19 protein-coding genes are annotated in these 16,802 nt (G+C 68.8%); 13 read left to right on the forward strand and 6 right to left on the reverse strand.

Features of this window, described 5'->3' with window-relative positions; genetic code table 11:
• Window positions 1-26: 26 nt before the first annotated feature.
• Window positions 27-497 (reverse strand): NUDIX hydrolase, encoded by a 471-nt coding sequence (locus tag EAT49_RS15740; protein WP_123643246.1) that lies wholly within the window; start codon window positions 495-497, stop codon window positions 27-29.
• Window positions 498-624: 127 nt separating this feature from the next.
• Between EAT49_RS15740 and EAT49_RS15745 the strand changes: the two genes are divergently transcribed.
• Complete coding sequence (locus EAT49_RS15745; RefSeq protein WP_123643247.1) at window positions 625-1,791, forward strand: acetoin utilization protein AcuC; 1,167 nt, start codon at window positions 625-627, stop codon at window positions 1,789-1,791.
• Here the strand turns inward: EAT49_RS15745 and EAT49_RS15750 are convergent.
• The 4 genes from EAT49_RS15750 to EAT49_RS15765 all read right to left on the reverse strand — a co-directional run bounded on the left by EAT49_RS15750 (window position 1,775) and on the right by EAT49_RS15765 (window position 6,573).
• The gene (locus EAT49_RS15750) at window positions 1,775-2,995 is read right to left on the reverse strand and encodes a 3-deoxy-D-manno-octulosonic acid transferase (protein WP_185020782.1); all 1,221 of its coding nucleotides are present in this window, start codon (window positions 2,993-2,995) and stop codon (window positions 1,775-1,777) included. The two genes, EAT49_RS15745 and EAT49_RS15750, sit on opposite strands and share 17 nt — an antisense overlap.
• A gap of 85 nt (window positions 2,996-3,080) precedes the next feature.
• Window positions 3,081-4,394, reverse strand: coding sequence for a hypothetical protein (locus EAT49_RS15755; protein ID WP_123643249.1), 1,314 nt, complete (start codon window positions 4,392-4,394; stop codon window positions 3,081-3,083).
• Window positions 4,395-4,511: 117 nt separating this feature from the next.
• Window positions 4,512-5,885 carry a TolC family outer membrane protein gene (locus EAT49_RS15760; RefSeq protein WP_123643250.1) on the reverse strand — a complete coding sequence of 458 codons (1,374 nt, stop codon included), beginning with the start codon at window positions 5,883-5,885 and terminating at the stop codon, window positions 4,512-4,514.
• A 34-nt stretch (window positions 5,886-5,919) separates the two neighbouring features.
• A complete protein-coding gene (locus EAT49_RS15765; RefSeq protein ID WP_123643251.1) occupies window positions 5,920-6,573 on the reverse strand; it encodes a protein-L-isoaspartate O-methyltransferase family protein in 654 nt (217 codons plus the stop codon).
• Between the two features lie 318 nt (window positions 6,574-6,891).
• On the opposite strand from EAT49_RS15765, the gene EAT49_RS15770 reads away from it, so the two are divergent.
• From EAT49_RS15770 to EAT49_RS15795, 5 genes are all read left to right on the forward strand, one after another.
• Window positions 6,892-7,242: a hypothetical protein gene (locus EAT49_RS15770; protein ID WP_123643252.1), complete on the forward strand. Its 351-nt coding sequence runs from the start codon at window positions 6,892-6,894 to the stop codon at window positions 7,240-7,242.
• Entirely contained in the window at window positions 7,239-7,469 is a 231-nt protein-coding gene (locus EAT49_RS15775) for a hypothetical protein (RefSeq protein WP_123643253.1), read from the forward strand. Before EAT49_RS15770 ends, EAT49_RS15775 begins: the two co-directional genes overlap by 4 nt.
• A 607-nt stretch (window positions 7,470-8,076) precedes the next feature.
• A complete protein-coding gene (locus EAT49_RS15785; RefSeq protein WP_123643255.1) occupies window positions 8,077-8,319 on the forward strand; it encodes a hypothetical protein in 243 nt (80 codons plus the stop codon).
• An 86-nt stretch (window positions 8,320-8,405) separates the two neighbouring features.
• Entirely contained in the window at window positions 8,406-8,903 is a 498-nt protein-coding gene (locus tag EAT49_RS15790; protein WP_123643256.1) for a terminase small subunit, read from the forward strand.
• On the forward strand, window positions 8,890-10,668 hold the full coding sequence (locus EAT49_RS15795; RefSeq protein ID WP_123643257.1) for a phage terminase large subunit family protein: 1,779 nt from the start codon (window positions 8,890-8,892) through the stop codon (window positions 10,666-10,668). Before EAT49_RS15790 ends, EAT49_RS15795 begins: the two co-directional genes overlap by 14 nt.
• A gap of 107 nt (window positions 10,669-10,775) precedes the next feature.
• Here the strand turns inward: EAT49_RS15795 and EAT49_RS15800 are convergent, their stop codons facing one another.
• A complete protein-coding gene (locus tag EAT49_RS15800) occupies window positions 10,776-10,976 on the reverse strand; it encodes a hypothetical protein (protein ID WP_123643258.1) in 201 nt (66 codons plus the stop codon).
• Between the two features lie 301 nt (window positions 10,977-11,277).
• Between EAT49_RS15800 and EAT49_RS15810 the strand changes: the two genes are divergently transcribed.
• From EAT49_RS15810 to EAT49_RS15840, 7 genes are all read left to right on the forward strand, one after another.
• Window positions 11,278-11,532: a hypothetical protein gene (locus tag EAT49_RS15810; protein ID WP_123643259.1), complete on the forward strand. Its 255-nt coding sequence runs from the start codon at window positions 11,278-11,280 to the stop codon at window positions 11,530-11,532.
• 180 nt (window positions 11,533-11,712) lie between these two features.
• Window positions 11,713-12,237, forward strand: coding sequence for a hypothetical protein (locus tag EAT49_RS15815; RefSeq protein WP_123643260.1), 525 nt, complete (start codon window positions 11,713-11,715; stop codon window positions 12,235-12,237).
• On the forward strand, window positions 12,234-13,565 hold the full coding sequence (locus EAT49_RS15820) for a phage portal protein (RefSeq protein ID WP_123643261.1): 1,332 nt from the start codon (window positions 12,234-12,236) through the stop codon (window positions 13,563-13,565). Before EAT49_RS15815 ends, EAT49_RS15820 begins: the two co-directional genes overlap by 4 nt.
• Window positions 13,562-15,331 (forward strand): prohead protease/major capsid protein fusion protein, encoded by a 1,770-nt coding sequence (locus EAT49_RS15825; RefSeq protein ID WP_123643262.1) that lies wholly within the window; start codon window positions 13,562-13,564, stop codon window positions 15,329-15,331. The genes EAT49_RS15820 and EAT49_RS15825 overlap by 4 nt, the downstream gene beginning before the upstream one ends.
• The gene (locus EAT49_RS15830; protein WP_123643263.1) at window positions 15,331-15,546 is read left to right on the forward strand and encodes a phage head-tail joining protein; all 216 of its coding nucleotides are present in this window, start codon (window positions 15,331-15,333) and stop codon (window positions 15,544-15,546) included. Before EAT49_RS15825 ends, EAT49_RS15830 begins: the two co-directional genes overlap by 1 nt.
• Window position 15,547: 1 nt before the next feature.
• The gene (locus EAT49_RS15835) at window positions 15,548-15,751 is read left to right on the forward strand and encodes a hypothetical protein (RefSeq protein ID WP_123643264.1); all 204 of its coding nucleotides are present in this window, start codon (window positions 15,548-15,550) and stop codon (window positions 15,749-15,751) included.
• A 23-nt stretch (window positions 15,752-15,774) separates the two neighbouring features.
• The gene (locus EAT49_RS15840; RefSeq protein ID WP_246003882.1) at window positions 15,775-16,773 is read left to right on the forward strand and encodes a tyrosine-type recombinase/integrase; all 999 of its coding nucleotides are present in this window, start codon (window positions 15,775-15,777) and stop codon (window positions 16,771-16,773) included.
• The last annotated feature ends 29 nt before the right edge of the window (window positions 16,774-16,802 follow it).

Genomic DNA, 16,802 nt, shown 5'->3' on the forward strand with positions numbered 1-16,802 from the left:
GATCCGCGGGATGCAACGGGCGCGGCTCAGCGTGGCAGGCTGCGCGGGTCGAAACGCCGGACGATGTGGGCGAGTTCGGGTTCGTCGAGCCGGGCGGCGGCCTTCTTCGGCGACAGCCACTTGCGCTTGCGCTCGGCCCGTTCGGGAAAGCTCGAGGCGCTGGCGGCGACCTGCATGCCGTAGAGGATGGCGATGACCGGGAATTCGGTCTCTTCGAACCGCTTGCGCGTCGCGTAGATCCCGATGGGTCTGGGCGAGACGCGGCCCTTGAGGCCCGCCTCTTCCCAGGCTTCGACCGCGGCAGCCTCTGCCGGGCTCATGTCGTCCATGGGCCAGCCCTTCGGGATGATCCACCGGCCGGTTCCGCGGGATGTGACGAGGCACACGCGCAGCTTGCCCTTGTCGACCCGCCACGGCAGCACCGCGAACTGCGTCCGCGCCTCCGTCTTGTCGGCGCGCAGCCTCAGGGGGCGGGACAGGCTGCTGTGCAGGGACATCGGTCTCCTTGTCTGTCGGCGGGTCCGCGATAGGTCGCTCCATTGTAATGCTCTAGGATGGGGTAACAATTGGTTTCTCGCCCTTTCGGGACAATACTTTGTGGTCCGGTGGCCGCGCCCCCACGTTATGCGCGGCGTCTTGCCCCCTCGGAGACCCGGCTTGACCGCTGAGACGGCGGGGCCGCTCTATATCGGGTCCGAGATCTACCGCCATTCGTCCTACGGGGCGTGGCACCCGCTTCGCATTCCGCGGGTGTCGACGGTCACCGATCTCGCCCGCGCTCTCGGCTGGCTGCCGGCGGAGCGGTTCGTGCAGTCGCCGCGGGCGAAGCCTTCGGCGCTCCATGCCTTTCACCGGCCGGACTACGTCGCGGCCCTGCTGGAGGCGGAGCGGACCCAGAGCGTGACGGCGGAGGTGCGGGACACCTATGCGCTCGGCACGACGGCGAACCCGGTCTACCCGGAGATGTACCGCAGGCCCGCGACGGCGGTAGGGGGCTCGATCCTGGCGGGCGAGCTCGTGGCGGCGGGAGGGATCGTCTACAACCCGGCGGGCGGGACGCACCACGGGATGCCCGCCCGCGCCAACGGGTTCTGCTATCTCAACGATCCCGTGTTCGCGATCCTGTCGCTGCGGCGGAACGGAGCGAAGCGTGTCGTCTACGTGGATATCGACGCGCATCATTGCGACGGGGTGGAGGCGGCCTTCGGGAGCGAGCCGGAGGTCGCTCTGGTCTCGGTGCACGAGGAGAACCGCTGGCCGAGGACCGGCGCGCTGGAGGACCGGGGCAGGGGGCAGGTCTGGAACCTGCCGGTGCCGCGCGGCATGGGCGACGGCGAGATGGCGCTGATCCGCGACCGGCTGATCCTGCCGGTCATCGCCGCGCACCGGCCCGACGCGATCGTGCTGCAATGCGCGGCGGATGCGGTGCTGGAGGATCCGCAATCACGGCTCGAGCTGTCGAACAACGCGCATTTCGCGGTCGTGCGGGCGGTGATGGGGATGGCGCCGCGGCTGATCGTGCTGGGCGGCGGCGGTTACAATCCCTGGACGGTGGGCCGGCTGTGGTGCGGGGTCTGGGGCGTGCTGACCGGGCAGGATCTGCCCGAGCGATTGCCGGAGGCGGCGCAGGGGGTCCTGCGGGCTCTGCGCTGGCAGGGGCCGCGGCGGGAGATCCTGCCGGAGGCCCATTGGCTCGAGACGCTGCGGGATCAGCCCCGGCCCGGGACGGTTCGGGATGTCGTGCGCCAGCGGGTTGAGGCCTTGGAGGGACGGCTCAGCGCCTGGGTCTGAGGGCCCTGTCGATCGCGTCGAGCACCTCGCCCGCGTCCTCGGGATGCAGGACCGCGCGCGCGCGGTCCGGGAGGGGCGATCCCGCCACATGCGCGAGCCATTCCCGGGCGAGGCTCTCCGCATCGGTGACCCGGGCGGCTCCGTCGTGGCCGAGGCGCTCATAGGCGTCGGCGAAGTTGGCGGTATCGGGGCCGTGAAGGATCGCGCAACCGTGGGCGGCGGGCTCATAGGGCGTATGGCCGCCGTGACCGGATAGCGACCCGCCGACGAAGGCCGCACCGGCGAGGCGGTACCAGGTCGCCATCTCGCCCATCGTGTCGGCGAGGTAGACCGGACGGTCGGGCGGATCGCCCGCCGAACGCCGTGCCACGGGGAGGCCGCGGGCACCGGCGAGGGCGAGGATCTCCCCGGCGCGGCGGGGATGGCGCGGGGCGATGATGAGCCTGAGATCGGACCGCCGGGCGCGGGCGAGAAGGAAGGCGTCGAGGGCGGTCTCCTCTTCGGGCGCGTGGGTCGAGGCGGCAAGGAGCGTGCTGTCCTTCGGAAAGGCGGCGGCGAGGACCGGGTCGGGGGGCGTGATGTGCGGGCGATAGAGGGACTTCAGCTGGACCGGCGGCAACAGGCGGTCATGCGCCAGGCCGAGATCGTGGAACCGTTCGGCGCTGAGCGCATCCTGCGGCGCGACGAGGGTGAGGCGGTCCATCATGGCACGGGCGAGCGGCAGGCGCCTCTGCCAGCGGGCGTGGCTGCGCTCCGACAGGCGCGCGCCCGCGAGGATCACCGGCAGGCCGCGCGCCGCTGCACCGGCGATCCGGTTCGGCCAGAGCTCGCTTTCCACGAGGATCAGCGCGGAGACGTGCCGCAACGGCCGGACGAGAGAAAGACGCAGGTCGAAAGGGGCGATGCGCGCGCGGATGCGGGGATCGGACCAGCCGCGGGCCGCCTCGCGCCCCGTGAGCGTGTTGGCGGTCACGAGGAACTGGCGGCGGGGGTCGGCCTCCATGAGGCGGTCAAGCAGCGCGCGCGCCGAGGCCAGTTCCCCGTTCGAGGCGCCATGGAGCCAGATCGCGCCGGGGGCCGCGGGCGGGCCGGTTAGCCGGTCGGAGAGCGCCTCGAGATCCTCGCGCCCAGTGACCGCACGGTAGAGCGCGGCCCCGGCCAGCGCCGGGGCGAGGGCGGTCAGGAGGGCGCGGTAGACGAACATGGCCTTGTCCCGCGTCGAAGGGGTGTTGCGTGAGAGCCCCTGTCGGTGTCGGGCGCGCGGGTCCGTGGGTCCGGCAGGGCGCGCGTCAGTCGAAATCCTGGCTCGACAGGATGCGGTGGATTTCGCGGCGGACGAGCTTGCGGACATTGCGCGTGATCCGCTCGCCGAGGACACCCTGCAGTTCTTCCCGGACGATCTGGCCGACGAGGTCGCGCAGAGCCTCCTCGTCGATCACGCTTTCATCCTCGAGATAGGCGGCGAGGTCGGCGTCGTCGTCGAGATCGGGCCGGGCGGCGATGTGCGAGTCCTGCGGGGCGGGCTGCGGTTCGGTGTCACGCGGCGGCGCGGAGCCAGGATAGACGCGGAAGCGCGGGACGTGGTTCGGTTGCGGAGGCGGGTCCGCGGTCTGCGGATCCGCGGCGCGATGGTCCCGGGGTGGGTCGGGTTCCGATGCGGGCGGGGCCTCTGGCCGGTCGGATTCGTCGGGATCGAGATCACCGGTGACGACGAGATGAAGCCGCCCCGAGCCGTGGGAGGCGATGCCGGTGTCGGGCTCGTCCGCCTCGAAATCCTGGGCGGAGAATGTCACGGCAGCCTCGAGTTCGGCGATGGTGGCTTCAAGGCTGGACCGGCGGGCGGCGTCGTCCCTCGGTTCGGAGGGCCGGGCTGTGACGCGATCCTGGGGGTCCGTCGCGGGTTCGGAAGGATCGGCGGCGGCCGAGCGGGAGGAGTGCCACAGGGCTGTCGCTTCCGCAGGTTCGTCCGACACCGCGTCGGAGGGATCGGATTCGGCGCTGTCCCTGACCTCGTCCTCCGCCGCATGGTCGTCACCGTCCGCGACGTCCGGGTGCCATTCGGCGGCGCCCGACGGGTCTTCCTCGACATCCTCCCAGTCGAGCGCCCGGTCGGGGTGTCCTTCTTCCTCGGACTCCGAGCCGTGGGCGTCGTCGGCGGCGCGCGGGGAGAGGGGAAGTGTGGTGGCCATGGCCTTTTCGAGGAGGCGATCGAGATCCACCTCTTCGCCGATCGGGGCCGTCTCGTCATGGGGCGTGTCCGGGACTTCGCCGTGTGTCGCCGCGATCTCCCCTGCATCGGGTGTGGCCGCTTCGGGCTCGGGCTCCGGCTGAGCCGCCTCTTCGGTTGCCGCCTCCGGCGTCTCAACGGCATCGGGCGCGTCAGGCTCGAGGCGGGCCGACTCGTCCTCGCACGGCTCGGGGTCCCTGGCGTCGGCGCTGTCGAGCGGGGAGTCGACCCGGAAGGCCGGGGTGAGCACCAGCCGGTCCTGCCGATTCTGCGAACGACGAGCGGAGACGGGCGCCACCGGATCCTCCGCCGCGATCAGCAGGCGGATGGATTCGAGGACGTCCTCGATCTCGACGTTCGTCACCGGATCAGACATGCGATTCCTGCTTTTGCCTCGAAAGTCAGCGTAGACGCACCTCTGTCCGCGGGCAACAGATACAGCGAATCCGGCAGATTTCGCGACGGGTTGCGGCACCGGGGCCGCGGGTCGGAGCTAGTCTCCGATTGCCCGCAGAACCCGGTCGAGCGCCCGTCCCCGGTCGGACAGGCCCAGCGGCGCATCCTCCACGAGGGTGTAGTAGGCGGCGGGATCGTAGACCTGAACGCCGAGGTTGAGGGAGCCCACCGTGAGCAGCCCCATGGAGGCGAGGACCCGGTAGCTCGCCAGCGCCTCGTCGATCTGGGACGAAATGCGGTTGGCGCGGGCGTCGAGGAGATCCTGTTCCGCATCCAGCACCTCGAGCGTGGTGCGCGCGCCGAGCCGGGCTTCCTCGCGGACCCCGTCGAAGGCGACGGAGGCCGCGCGGACCTCGCGTTCGGAGGCATCGAGGCTCGCGCGGGCCACGGCGAGCAGGGCATAGGCGTTGCCCACCTGCTGCTCGATCTGGAGGCCGGTGATGTGGAGACCCGCCCGCGCGGCGTCCCGCTGGGCCATGGCCCGGCGGATGGTGGCGGCAAGCCGCCCGCCCTGGGAGATCGGGCCGGAGATGCCGAGCGTCACGCTCTGGCTGCTCTCGAAATCGTCGTCGAAGGCGACGCGCCCCGAGAGGTTCACCGTGGGTTTCAGGGCGGCCTCCGCCCGGCGGATGCCGAGTTCGGCCGCGGTCACGTTGTGGCGCGCGGCGATGACCGAAGGATGGTTGCGGACCGCGAAGTCCTTCGCGGCCTCGACGCCGAGGTCGAGCGGGGCGGGGGCGACCTCCACCAGGTTGCCGGGGGCCATGCCGACGGCGGCGCGGTATTCCTCGACGGCTTGGGCGAGATCGCCCTGGGCGGAGGCGAGGGCGGAGCGCGCCGAGGCGAGACGGGCCTCGGCGAGGCTGACGTCGGTGCGCGTGACCTCGCCCACCTCGAAGCGGTCCTGCGCCGCGCGCAGTTCCTGGGTGATCAGCCGCACGTTGTTCTCGCGCAGCTGGATGAAGGCGAAGGCCCGGCGGATCGCAAGATGCGCCTCGACGGCGCGCAGCAGCACATCCTGCTCGATCGACAGCAGCTCCTGTCGGGTCGACAGGACGGTTTCCTTCTGCGCCTCGATGGCAAGATCGGTGGCGCCGAAATCGTAGATCAGAAGCTCCGCAGAGAGCTGCAGGTTGGTCACGATCAGATCGGTCTGCCGGGGATTGGACTGATCCGGGGGCCGGGGATCGGAGATCGTGGCTCCCGCCGACCATGTCAGGATCGGCGCGAGCGCCGCCGTGGCGATGGCGACATCCTCGTCCGCGGCCCGCAGAAGCGCGCGGTTCTGTTCGAGCAGGCCCGAGTTCTCGTAAGCCGAGACGAGCGTATCGGCGAGGGTCGTCGCCCCGGCCGGGGCGGCGAGACAGGCGCCGGCGAACAGGGCCGCGAGTGTCCGTCTGATCGTTCTCATCGCGTCACTCCCGGAGCCAGTCCACATCACGATTTCAGAAAGCAAACGTCTCTTGCCGTTCGAACCCGGCGAGCACCGGAGCCGCGGCGTTGAAGGCATAGCGCCAGGTCACCGAGCCGTCGATGTTGTAGCCGATGCGCACGGTTCCGAGCCCGCCTTCCATGAAGACGGCGGCGATGCGTCCGCCCTCCTTCAGCTGGTCGGTGAGCGTGGCGGGGACGGTTTCCGCGCCGCCCTCGAGCAGGATCACATCGTAGGGCGCGCTGTCGCGCCAGCCCTCGGCGAGCGGGCCCTCGACGATGCCGGCGTTGTCGATTCCGCGCTCGGATAGCAGGCCCTGGGCCTCGGCGGCGCGATCGGCGTCGTCCTCGACACCCACGACGAAGTCGGCAAGCCGCGACAGGACCGCGGTGGAATAGCCGTAGCCGCAGCCGACATCGAGCACGAGGTCGGATGGGCCGACGTCGAGCCCGTCGAGCATCTTGGCGAAGGTCCGCGGCTCGAGCAGCACGCGCCCGCCGCCGAGGTCGAGGTTCTCCCCGACATAGGCCGCCTCGCGCAGGTCGTCGGGCACGAAAAGCTCCCTCGGTACGGTCAGCATGGCCTGAATGATGGGGAATTTCGTGACATCGGACGGTCGGACCTGGGTGTCGACCATGGCGGTCCGGCGTTTGTCATAATCGGCCACGACGGTCACGTCTCCGGCTGGTTGCAGGACTGGTGGTCCGGTGATGCCATAGCGGCCCGGACCGGGCAACTGACGATTGCCCGATCCCGCGGCCTTGCGGCGGATGCGGCACTCGGCTATGCGATATTGGCTCTGGCGAGTTGGCGGAGTGGTTACGCAGCGGATTGCAAATCCCGTTGTTTTTCCACCGAAAACAGGGCGCAAGACGGAAATCGTTATCAGGACAGACCGGGAACGGTCAGTGAACATGATAACCGATCTTCGGGCCACAAATCGCGCCCCGCACTCGCCCGCCATATCCGGCCAGATCACAAGCGCATGTCCCGGGTTCTGGGCTACTCGTTGACGCTGGGGACGGCCGACGCATGGGCAGACTTCGCCACTCTGGCGGCCGTGCGGCTGTCCGAGCGCGAGCTGGCAGGGATTGCTTGGGCCGCGATGTGCGCATTGCCCCGCCGCCTTTCCGAAGAGGTGGCACGTCTGGCGCTTCGCGGCGCTGGTGCGCCCTTGCCCCCGTTCCTGGGCGGCATGGCGGACGCCCGCTTCTGGGCATCGAGGGCAAGCCCTGCTGAGCGCAAGGCATACGCCCTCGCCGCCTACGAGGCGATGAGCCCTTCCGACCAAGCCGCCCTTTTTCGACACATCAGCGAATTGAAGGTGCCGGGATGAACGAACATGAGCTTGACGAGCTGCTTACCTTTCACTGGCCGCGCGTGGTGCGGCGCGTGATGGGCGGGGATGCGGACGACTGGTGCAAGGGGTTTGTCCGCTCCATCGCCCACCAAGGCAAGCGGCGGAACTGGACCCCGAGCGCAAAGCAGGCGGCTTTGATGCGCCGCCTCGTGGCTGAGCTGGGCAGGGATGAGACGACGAACGGCGAGGTGGTGGAGGGATAAAAAGTAAAGCCCGCCGGTGAGGCGGCGGGCTTAGGCGGCGTTCGGCTTTCACGGGTTAGCCGGGGACGACGCCTCAACGTGCTACCGGGAAACGGGCCACAGCACAAGGGCAGCTATTCCGCGCAAGCGGTCTCCCCACGCCCTAAGGCCCCGCTGCCACCCTCAAGGCGGCGAACATGGGGGAGCGGACCGAGCCGAGGGAAAGGCAGGTCTGGCCTAAGCGGCGGCCCGGCTCCGGTGAGCAGGCAAGATCGCGGCGGTCAGGGCGGGAGGCGGGTTTTCAACCCCGCTACAGTAACCCGCTTTCTGACCGTCACAACGACCCTCACCAATGAGCAGGGACAGAGAAGAGCAACGACTGAGCCGAGAGATACGCGCGAGAGGAATTTGAGATGCGACCGAACACACGAACACACGAGCACGGCGCGAGGCGAGAGCCGCCAGCACGCGGCCTGCGTGATCGCCTGGACGACCTCGCCCGCCGCGTCTCGTCTCTCTCGCCCTGTCGTCACGATCCGGAACGCTACCACGCGGAGAAGAGCGAGATTGCCTTCGAGCTGCGCAGCCTCGCCCGCCATGCCCACGCCACACCCGAAAGGATGCCGCGATGACCACGAAGGCCGAACTGTCCGAGCACGCCGCCGAAGCCGTTGGCGCCATGCTTCTCAGGTTTCAATCGCGCAGCGGGATGCCGCTCGATGTGCTGCTGGCCGGTGCCCATGCCCAGATTGTCTCGATGATGCTGACCACGCACGGGGCGGAGACTGCCGCCGAGTGCTGCGAGCAGGTCGCCGCCCGCCTTCGTTCCCTTCCCAGCTTGGCCGACGCGGAGGTAGCCGGCCGCTGCTGACGCGGGTCCTTCCTGACGCGCCGTATACGGGGGCGCTAGGCCCGACGTGTCGGGCGGTGCAAAAAATCACGTAAGGGTAAAAGATGATGAGGATTTTTTCCGAACTGCCCATGGAAGGCACCGCCGTGCACCGGATCGGCGGGAAAGACCTCTGCGACCTTCTCAACCTGACCTCCGGGGCGCTGACCGACCTGAAGAAGCGCGAGATCGCCGTCCACCTTGGCCGCGACTCTTATGACCTCGAAGAGACCGTCCGCCGCTATGTCACCCACCTTCGCAGCACCGCCGCGCGCTGGGGCGATCCCGAGCAGGTTCCCCAGCTGACGGCGGAGAAGGCGAGGCTTGCCAAGGAACAGGCCGACGCCCAGGCGCTGAAGAATGCCAAGATGCGCGGCGAGCTGGTGGAGGCATCCGAGGTGGAGAACACGTGGGCGGACGTTCTGCGCCAGCTGCGCGCCCGGCTGCTGGCGATCCCGTCACGCCTCCGGGCCGATCTTCCCGGCCTCGATGCCGCGACCGTGGCCGCGATTGACCGGGCCTTGCGGGACACCCTCTCGGAGATCGCCGCCGATGACCACGCTTGAAGCCGTCCGGGTCCGGGCGCTGCGCGCGCTGATCCCGCCGCCCAGGCTGCGCCTGTCGGAGTGGATCGAGTCCAGCGTGATCCTTCCCGAGGGCGTGAGCGCGCAGCCCGGCCCTGTCCGCCTCTGGCCCTTCCAGCGTGAGATTGCCGACGCCATCGGAGACCCCACCATCGAGCGTGTTACCCTGGTCAAGCCGGTGCGCGTCGGCTTCACCACGCTGTTGACCTCCGCCGTCGCATCCTTCGTGGCAAACGAGCCCGCGCCGATCCTCTGCCTTCTACCGGCGGAGGCGGACTGCCGTGACTACATCGTGAGCGACGTGGAGCCGATCTTCTCCGCCTCGCCCGCCGTGGCCGATGCCCTGGGCGACGACCGCGAAGAGGGGGGGCGAAACACGCTGCTTTCCCGGCGCTTCCCTGGAGGATCGCTGAAGGTGGTGGCGGCCCGCGCGCCCCGGAACCTGCGAAGGCACAACGTCCGCGTCCTTTTCATCGACGAGGCGGACGGCATGGAAGCCACGGCGGAGGGAAGCCCGATCCTGCTGGCCGAACGCCGCACCCTGTCTTTCCCGGACAGGAAGATCGTCCTGGGAAGCACCCCCGTCCACGAGGACACGAGCCACGTCTTGCGGGCCTATGCGCAGTCCGACGCGCGCATCTTCGAGGTGCCTTGCCCCGAGTGCGGCGCCTTCTCGGAGATCCTTTGGGAAGCCATCGTCTGGGATGATCGGCGCCCCGAGACGGCGCGATGGGCCTGTCCACATTGCCGGGCGGAGATCGAAGAGCGCCACAAGCCCGGCATCGTGGCAAGGGGTGCGTGGCGCGCGACCCGTCCAGAGGTGCAGGGGCACGCGGGCTTCCGGCTGAATGCCCTGGTTAGCCTGCACACGAACGCGAGCTGGGCGAAGCTGGCCGCCGAATTCATCGCCGCAAAGGACGACACAAGCACCCTTCAGACCTTCGTCAACACGATTCTCGGACAAGCCTGGAAGGGCGGCGGCGAGGAACTGGACGAAAGCGCGCTTGCCGCTCGTGGCGAGGACTGGGGCCTGAATGCGGTGCCGCAAGAGGTGCTGGCCCTGACCGCCGGGTGCGACGTGCAACACGACCGGATCGAGGCCACGCTGATCGGCTGGGGCGAGGACGGCACCGCCTTCATTCTGGGGCATCGCATCGTCTGGGGTGCCTGGGATGACGAGGGCACCTGGACGGAACTCGACGCCCTGCTGAAACAGACATACCCGCACACCCTGGGCGGGCGGATCGGCCTCGATGCCGTGGCCATCGACGCGGGCGACGGCACGACCATGCACGCGGTCACGGCTTTTGCGATGCCGCGCGCCCGTCGCAAGGTGGTGGCGATCAAGGGCGCTCCCGGCAACCGGCCACTGATCGAGCGCGCGGGCTCGAAGACGAAGACCGGGGCGCGCCTCTGGATCGTGGGGGCGGACACCGGCAAGGCCCTGATCTATGGCCGCCTGTCCCGCGGCGCATCCGTCCGCCTCTCCGCCGATCTTCCGCCGGTATGGCTGGAACAGCTGGCAAGCGAACGGGTGGTGCTGCGCTACCGGCGCGGGCAGCCCGTGCGAAGCTTCGAGCGCATCCCCGGCCGCCGGGCGGAGGCCCTGGACTGCGCCGTCTATGGCTTCGCCGCGCGCAACATCGTGAACCCCGACTGGGAACGCCGCCGGGCCGAGCTGTCGCTGAAGCACGCCCCAGACACCCGACTGGCGCCGAAACTGGCCTCCGACTGGATGAAGCGATGACGAAAGGGCAGGGCCGCGCCCGTCTCTCCGACGAAGCGGCCCCCGTTACTCGGAGAGTGGGCAAACCCCGAGACCGCGCGGCTCCACTTGGCGGGGCGCGGCGCGGATCAATTCCAGCTAAGGACCGCCTGCGCCAATCCCTCGCAAATTGGCCCCGCCATGCGCGGTTCACAGGTATAGACCCCGCCCGGCCCGGGCGGCCCGACTTGCTCCTCGAACCACTGCACCGCGGCTTCGCTGATCGGGTGCAGCATCACAATTGTCCCATGGTCCGCGACCTCGACGTGATCGCTGAGGGTTTCCGTCATGTCCGGTCCCGCAACCGCACCCCAGGCCCGCCGCCGTTCGGCTCGATGAACTGAACCCCGGCGGCTTCGAGGGCGGCGCGGATTGCTGAAAGTGCCGCAGGAGACGGCGACGGCGAGCCCGAACCCTCAGCCCGCTTCACGGTCATAGAGGAGACCGTGGCAGCTTCCGCCAGCTTGGACTGCGACCATCCGAGCAACGCGCGGGCGGCCCTAAGCTGACTTTCCGAAATTGGCTCTTGTTCCAAAATAGAACATTCCCTATGTTCCCTTTTAGACCATACCACAACCGGAGATCGCGACAATGGCCAAGCTTCCACCCCTTGAGGTGCCCCAGATGGAAGGCATCAATTATCCCGATCCGATCTTCGACACGGCGATCCGGGGCGATTCCGACCACGCCCTTTTCCAGATTCTTCGTCTCGCCCGGATCGGGACGGCTGCCTCGATGACAGAGGCGAATATCAAGCTGACGCCTGACGACTTCGGCGCGCTCTGCGACGCAATGGGCCGCATTGCCGCGAACGGTCTTCTGCACTGGGGAGGCACAAGGCAATGAGCGCAGCCCTGACTGCCCGTCGCGCCAAGCTGTTCTGCGTGAACCTCAACAGGCGCTGCGCCCCGCGCCTCTCGTGGCGCGGCCGTAAGCCGATCCGGTTTCGGGCTAACTGAGGGGATTCACTTGACACCCCGCATTCGTGCGGTGCAGGGTGTCGGATGATACCCAAGGGGGCCAGTCATGCGTCGATCCCACCTTCTGCTTTGTGCCGATATTGAACTCGCAAGGTTCAAGGTTCTGCGGACACGGGGGCAGCTGCCCCTCATGAGTGGCTGCGTCGATGATGCGGATTCGCGTGGAGCAACCTACAGTCTCGATGACGCCTTTCGGCTTCGCTTGCTTCTCGACGTCATTGGGCAGGATGACGACCTGCCGGCCGTCCCCCCCGCGAAAGCCGCTGGTCTAATCGACAATGCGCTGACGTGGATCGTTGGCAATGGCTTGCCGCACCCGCTGGAAGCGCGGGAAGGGCCGGACCTTTGGGTCGGGGTGGCCGTGATCGAAAGCGGGCAGTCGGATGCTCGCTACCGCTTCAGCAATTGGTTTGCGGGCAGCCTCACAGAACTCCCTGTTTTCATCGAGCGCGCCGAGTCCGAGGCGTTCGGGGATGCGGCTGTTCGGATCGTGATCGTCAATGCATCGCGCGCGGCGCGCCTTGTGCGCAAGCGGGCGCTCCGCCTCGGACTGCCTGAGGCCGAAGAATGAGCTGGCCCTTCGCCCCGTTCCAGCGCCTCGCCCGGAGGATCGCCCGCCCCACCGGCAAGCGATCCGGCATCGAGGCCGGAGCCCCCGGTCGGCGGTGGACCGGGGCTTCCACTGTCACCGACCCCCGGAATTCCACCCTCGTCGCCCGTGGCCCAGCTGCGGCCCGTGCGACTGCGGCGGTTCTGAACTCGCCCCAGGGCGCGCGCATCGAGGAAGCCTGGGCATCGGCCCTCGTGGGCAAGGGCTGGCAGGCCCGATCCCGGCATCCTGACGCGGACACCGCGCGCACCCTCTCCGCCGCCTTCGAGCTGGTGGTCGCGCAGCACCTCGTCACCCTCGCCCGCGCCGTGGTCAGAGACGGCGAGGCTTTCGCCCGCCTGCGGATCGGCCCGGACGACCGAATGCGGCTTCAGCTGATCCCGGCGGAACAGGTGGACCCCACCTTGACCCGTGACCTGGGCAACGGCGCGCGCATCGTGTCGGGCATCGAATTCGACGCGGACGGCGAGGTTGTCGCCTATCATGTCCTTCCCGAGGCCCCGGGCACGCCTTTCACCGCCTATCTCGCCGCCGTGCGGGTGCCCGCCCGCGACATGCTCCACGTCTTCGATCCGCTGTTTCCGGGGCAGGTGAGGGGCCTGTCGTGGCTTGCGCCGGTCCTGCTGAAGATGCGCGACCGTGACGGCGCCTCCGACGCCCTGCTGATGCAGCTGAAGACCGCAAGCCTGCTTACCGGCTTTATCCGCGACCCGGACGGCACCTTCGCCGGCTTCGAAGGCGAGGCCCAGGGGAACGCGCTCAACGTGGCGCTGGAACCGGGCGCCATGCGCATCCTACCGCAAGGCGCGGACGTGACCTTCTCGACGCCCGGCTCCGGCCTCGCCCAGGCGGTGGAATTCATGCGCGCGCAGGACCGCGAGATCGCAGCGGGCGCCGGGCTGACCTATGAGCAGCTGACCGGCGACCTCTCCGAGGCGAACTATTCGAGTGCCCGCGTCGGGCTTCTCGAATTCCGCCGCCGGGCCGAGATGCTCCAGAAGACGCTGATCGAGGGGCAATTCCTCGCCCCGCTCTGGCGCCGGTGGATCGAGGTGGAGGCGCTGGCCGGACGGATCGAGGCAACGGGCGCCGCCCGTGACGATTTCATGGCCGTCCGCTTCGTCGCCCCAGGCTGGCAATGGGTAGACCCCGCGAAAGAGGTGGCCGCTGACGTGGCCGCCATCGAGGCCGGACTGAAGAGCCGGGAAGAGGTGGTCGCGGGACGTGGCCGGGACATTGACGAGCTGGACGCGGAACGCGCCCGCGATGCAGGAGGCGAAGCGGCATGACGGTGCATCTTCGGGCGCTGACGACGACGCCCTCGACAGTGAACATGGAAGCCCGGACGGTGGAAGCCATCGTCTCGACCGGCGCAGACGTGGTGCGTCCCGGCTATATCGAGCGCCTCGACCCTGCGGCGGCCGAGCTGGGGCGGATGATCGGCGCCCCCGTGCTCGACGCCCACCGCACCGCCTCGACCCGAGATCAACTGGGAGTGATCGAAGCGGCCGAGCTGCGCCCCGAGGGTATCTGGGTGCGCATCCGCTTTCGCAGCAACGAAGCCGCAGGCGCCGTGCTGGCCGACATCGCGGAGGGGACGCTTCGCGGCCTGTCCATCGGCTACTCGGTGGCCGAGTGGAAAGAGCAGACCGAGAGCGGGCAGCGCGTCCGCATCGCCAAACGGTGGACGCCGCTTGAGGTGTCTGTCGTCCCTGTCCCGGCCGATCCGGGCGCACACTTCCGAGCAGGAGAAACGAGCATGGAAGCCGAAACGCAGACGGCGGGAACGACCGCCGCCACCCCCGGCGCGACCCGCGCCCAGATCAACGTTGAAATCCGCCAGCTGGCCGAGACCGCCGGCCTGACGCGCGACTGGGCGGACGAGCAGATCGACGCGGACGCCACGGTCGAAGCCGCCCGCGCTGCGGCCTTCGAGGCCATGCGGCAGCGCAGCGCCGCCCCCACCCGCACCACGCGGACGCAGATCACGGTGGATCACACCGACCCGGCGGTGATCGCCCAGCGGGCAGGGGAGGCACTCTACGCGCGGTCCCACCCGGAACACCAGCTGTCCGAGCCCGCGCGGCCCTTTGCGCACATGTCCACGCGCGACCTCGCCCAGGACTGCCTCCGCCGCGCCGGCATCCCGACCACCGGGCTTGCCTCCGATACGATCATCACGCGGGCGCTGCACACCACGTCCGACTTCTCCCTGATCCTGGGCGATGCTGTCGGCCGCGAGCTGCGCCGCGCCTATGACGCGGCCCCCGCCGAAATCATGCGGGTCGCCCGCGAGACGACGCACCGGGACTTCCGGCCTAAGCGGGCGCTGCAATTCGGAGAAGGCACCGGCTTCGAGGAGGTTCCCGAGGGCGGCGAATTCAAGCACGGCACCTTCGGGGAGTCGGAGGAAAGCTTTGCGCTGAAGAGCTACGGGAAGATCTTCAGCATCACGCGGCAGGCCCTCGTCAACGACGACCTGAGCGCCTTTTCCCAGGTGCCCGCGAAGCTGGGTGACGAGGCGCGGCGCTTCATGGCCGGGGCGATTGCCGCCAAGCTCGAAGCCAACCCCGCCATGGCGGACGGCGATGCTGTCTTCCACGCCAATCACGGCAACCTCGCCGGCACCGGCGCCACCCTGTCGCTGACTTCCCTGTCCGGCGCCCGCCTCGCCATGCGGCGCCAGACTGGCATCGACGGCGAGCTGATCGGCGTCACGCCCCGTTTCGTCGTGGTCTCGCCCGAACTCGAGACGACCGCAGAACAGGTTCTGGCCGAGCTGGCCGCCACCACATCCGAGAACGTGAACCCCTTCAGCTTCCTCGAGCTGGTGGTGGAGCCGCGCCTGACCGACCCCGACGCCTGGTATGTCGCCGCCGACCCCGCCCGTATCGACGGGCTGGAATACGCCTACCTCGAAGGCGCCCCCGGCCCGCAGATCGAAACCCGGCAGGGCTTCGAGGTGGACGGGGTGCAGATGAAGGCGCGCCTCGACTTCGGGTGCGGCTGGGTGGAGCACCGCGGCTGGTTCAAGAACGAAGGCCCGGCTGAGTAATGGCCCTCGACCTTTCCGAGCTGGAGACCCTGCGCGATGCCCTCCTGAGGGCGCGCGCCAAGGGCGTGCGAACCGTCGGCATCGGGGACAAGCGCGTCGAATACAGCACGGACGCGGAAATGGCCGCCGCGATCGCAGACCTGGAGGCGCGCATCCGTCGCGCCTCCGCCACCCGCCCCAGCCGGATCAACTTCACCACGAGCAAGGGCTTCTGACATGCCTTCGCCTGCCCCTCTCTTCGCAGACGACAAGACCGCCGCGCAGCTCTTCTGCATGAAGCCGAAGGACTTTCGCCGCCTTGTCGAAGAGGGCCATCTTCCCGGCCCGCGCGACCTTGGGGGGCTTGAGCGTTGGGACGTGGAGGAGCTGCGCCGGATCGCAAGCGGCGAGGCGATGGACAACCGGGGGATGGACTGGTGAGCAAGTGGGGCGGAAAGCGCTACTTGATCGAGACGAAGCCCGGTTTCGTCTACGTCCGGAAGGCCGGGAAATACCTGGGCCGCATCGAGGCGCCTTATCCCAGCGCCGAATTCGACCGCCAGTATTGGGACGTCCTGACCGGCCGCGCTGGCGAAGCCTCGACCTCATGGCGGGCGCTGATCGTGTCATATCGCAAGTCTGATCGGTGGACCCGCCTCAAGCCGCGCACCCGGCAGGATTACGAGAAGGCGCTTCTCTACATCGAGGAGAAGAATGGCGCCCGCGACATGACCCGGCTGCAACGCCGGGACGTCCTCGCCATGATGGAGAAGAACACCCACCGGACCCGGTTCGCGAACTACGTGGCACAAGTCATGTCGGTTCTCTGCGAGCACGCTATCGACCTGGGGTGGATCAAAGCGAACCCGGTCAAGGGTGTTCGGCTCAAGAAGACCCCGACCGAGCGTGAGCAGCCGCATGTTCCCTGGACGAACGCGGCGGTGGAGCGGTGGCGGGCCGAAGCCGCCCCGCTGCCCCGACTGATCTTCGAGATCGGCGTCGGCAGCGTCCAGCGCCCAGGAGATTGGCCGGGCTTCACCTGGGGCGACTATGACGGCGAGTCCCTGAGGCTGACCCAGGGCAAGACCGGCAAGGCCCTTGCGCTTCCCTGCACCCCTGAGCTGCGCACCGCCCTTGAGGCCGCCAAGCGGGAGCTGGGCGCAGCGCCACACCCCTCGCGCCATATCCTCGCCCGGAAGGACGGGACGGCGATGCTCTATCGGGACGTGTCCCGGGTGATGCTGAAGGAGCGCAAGCGGCTGCACCTGACCGGCTTCGACCTGCATGCGCTTCGCTACCGTGGCGTGATGGAGCTGGCCTGGGCGGGCTGCGATGATGACGAGATCGCCAGCTTCAGCGGGCATTCCAGCAAGGACATGATCCGAAAGTATGCGGGCATCGCCCGGCAGATCATGCGCGCCAGCACGGCAGCCGAGAAGCGCAAGCTATGGGCATCGCTATGAACAGAACAAGCACAGAACAAGAACCTGAT

Source organism: Histidinibacterium lentulum (genome assembly GCF_003789055.1).
Classification (GTDB): Bacteria; Pseudomonadota; Alphaproteobacteria; order Rhodobacterales; family Rhodobacteraceae; genus Oceanicola; species Oceanicola lentulus.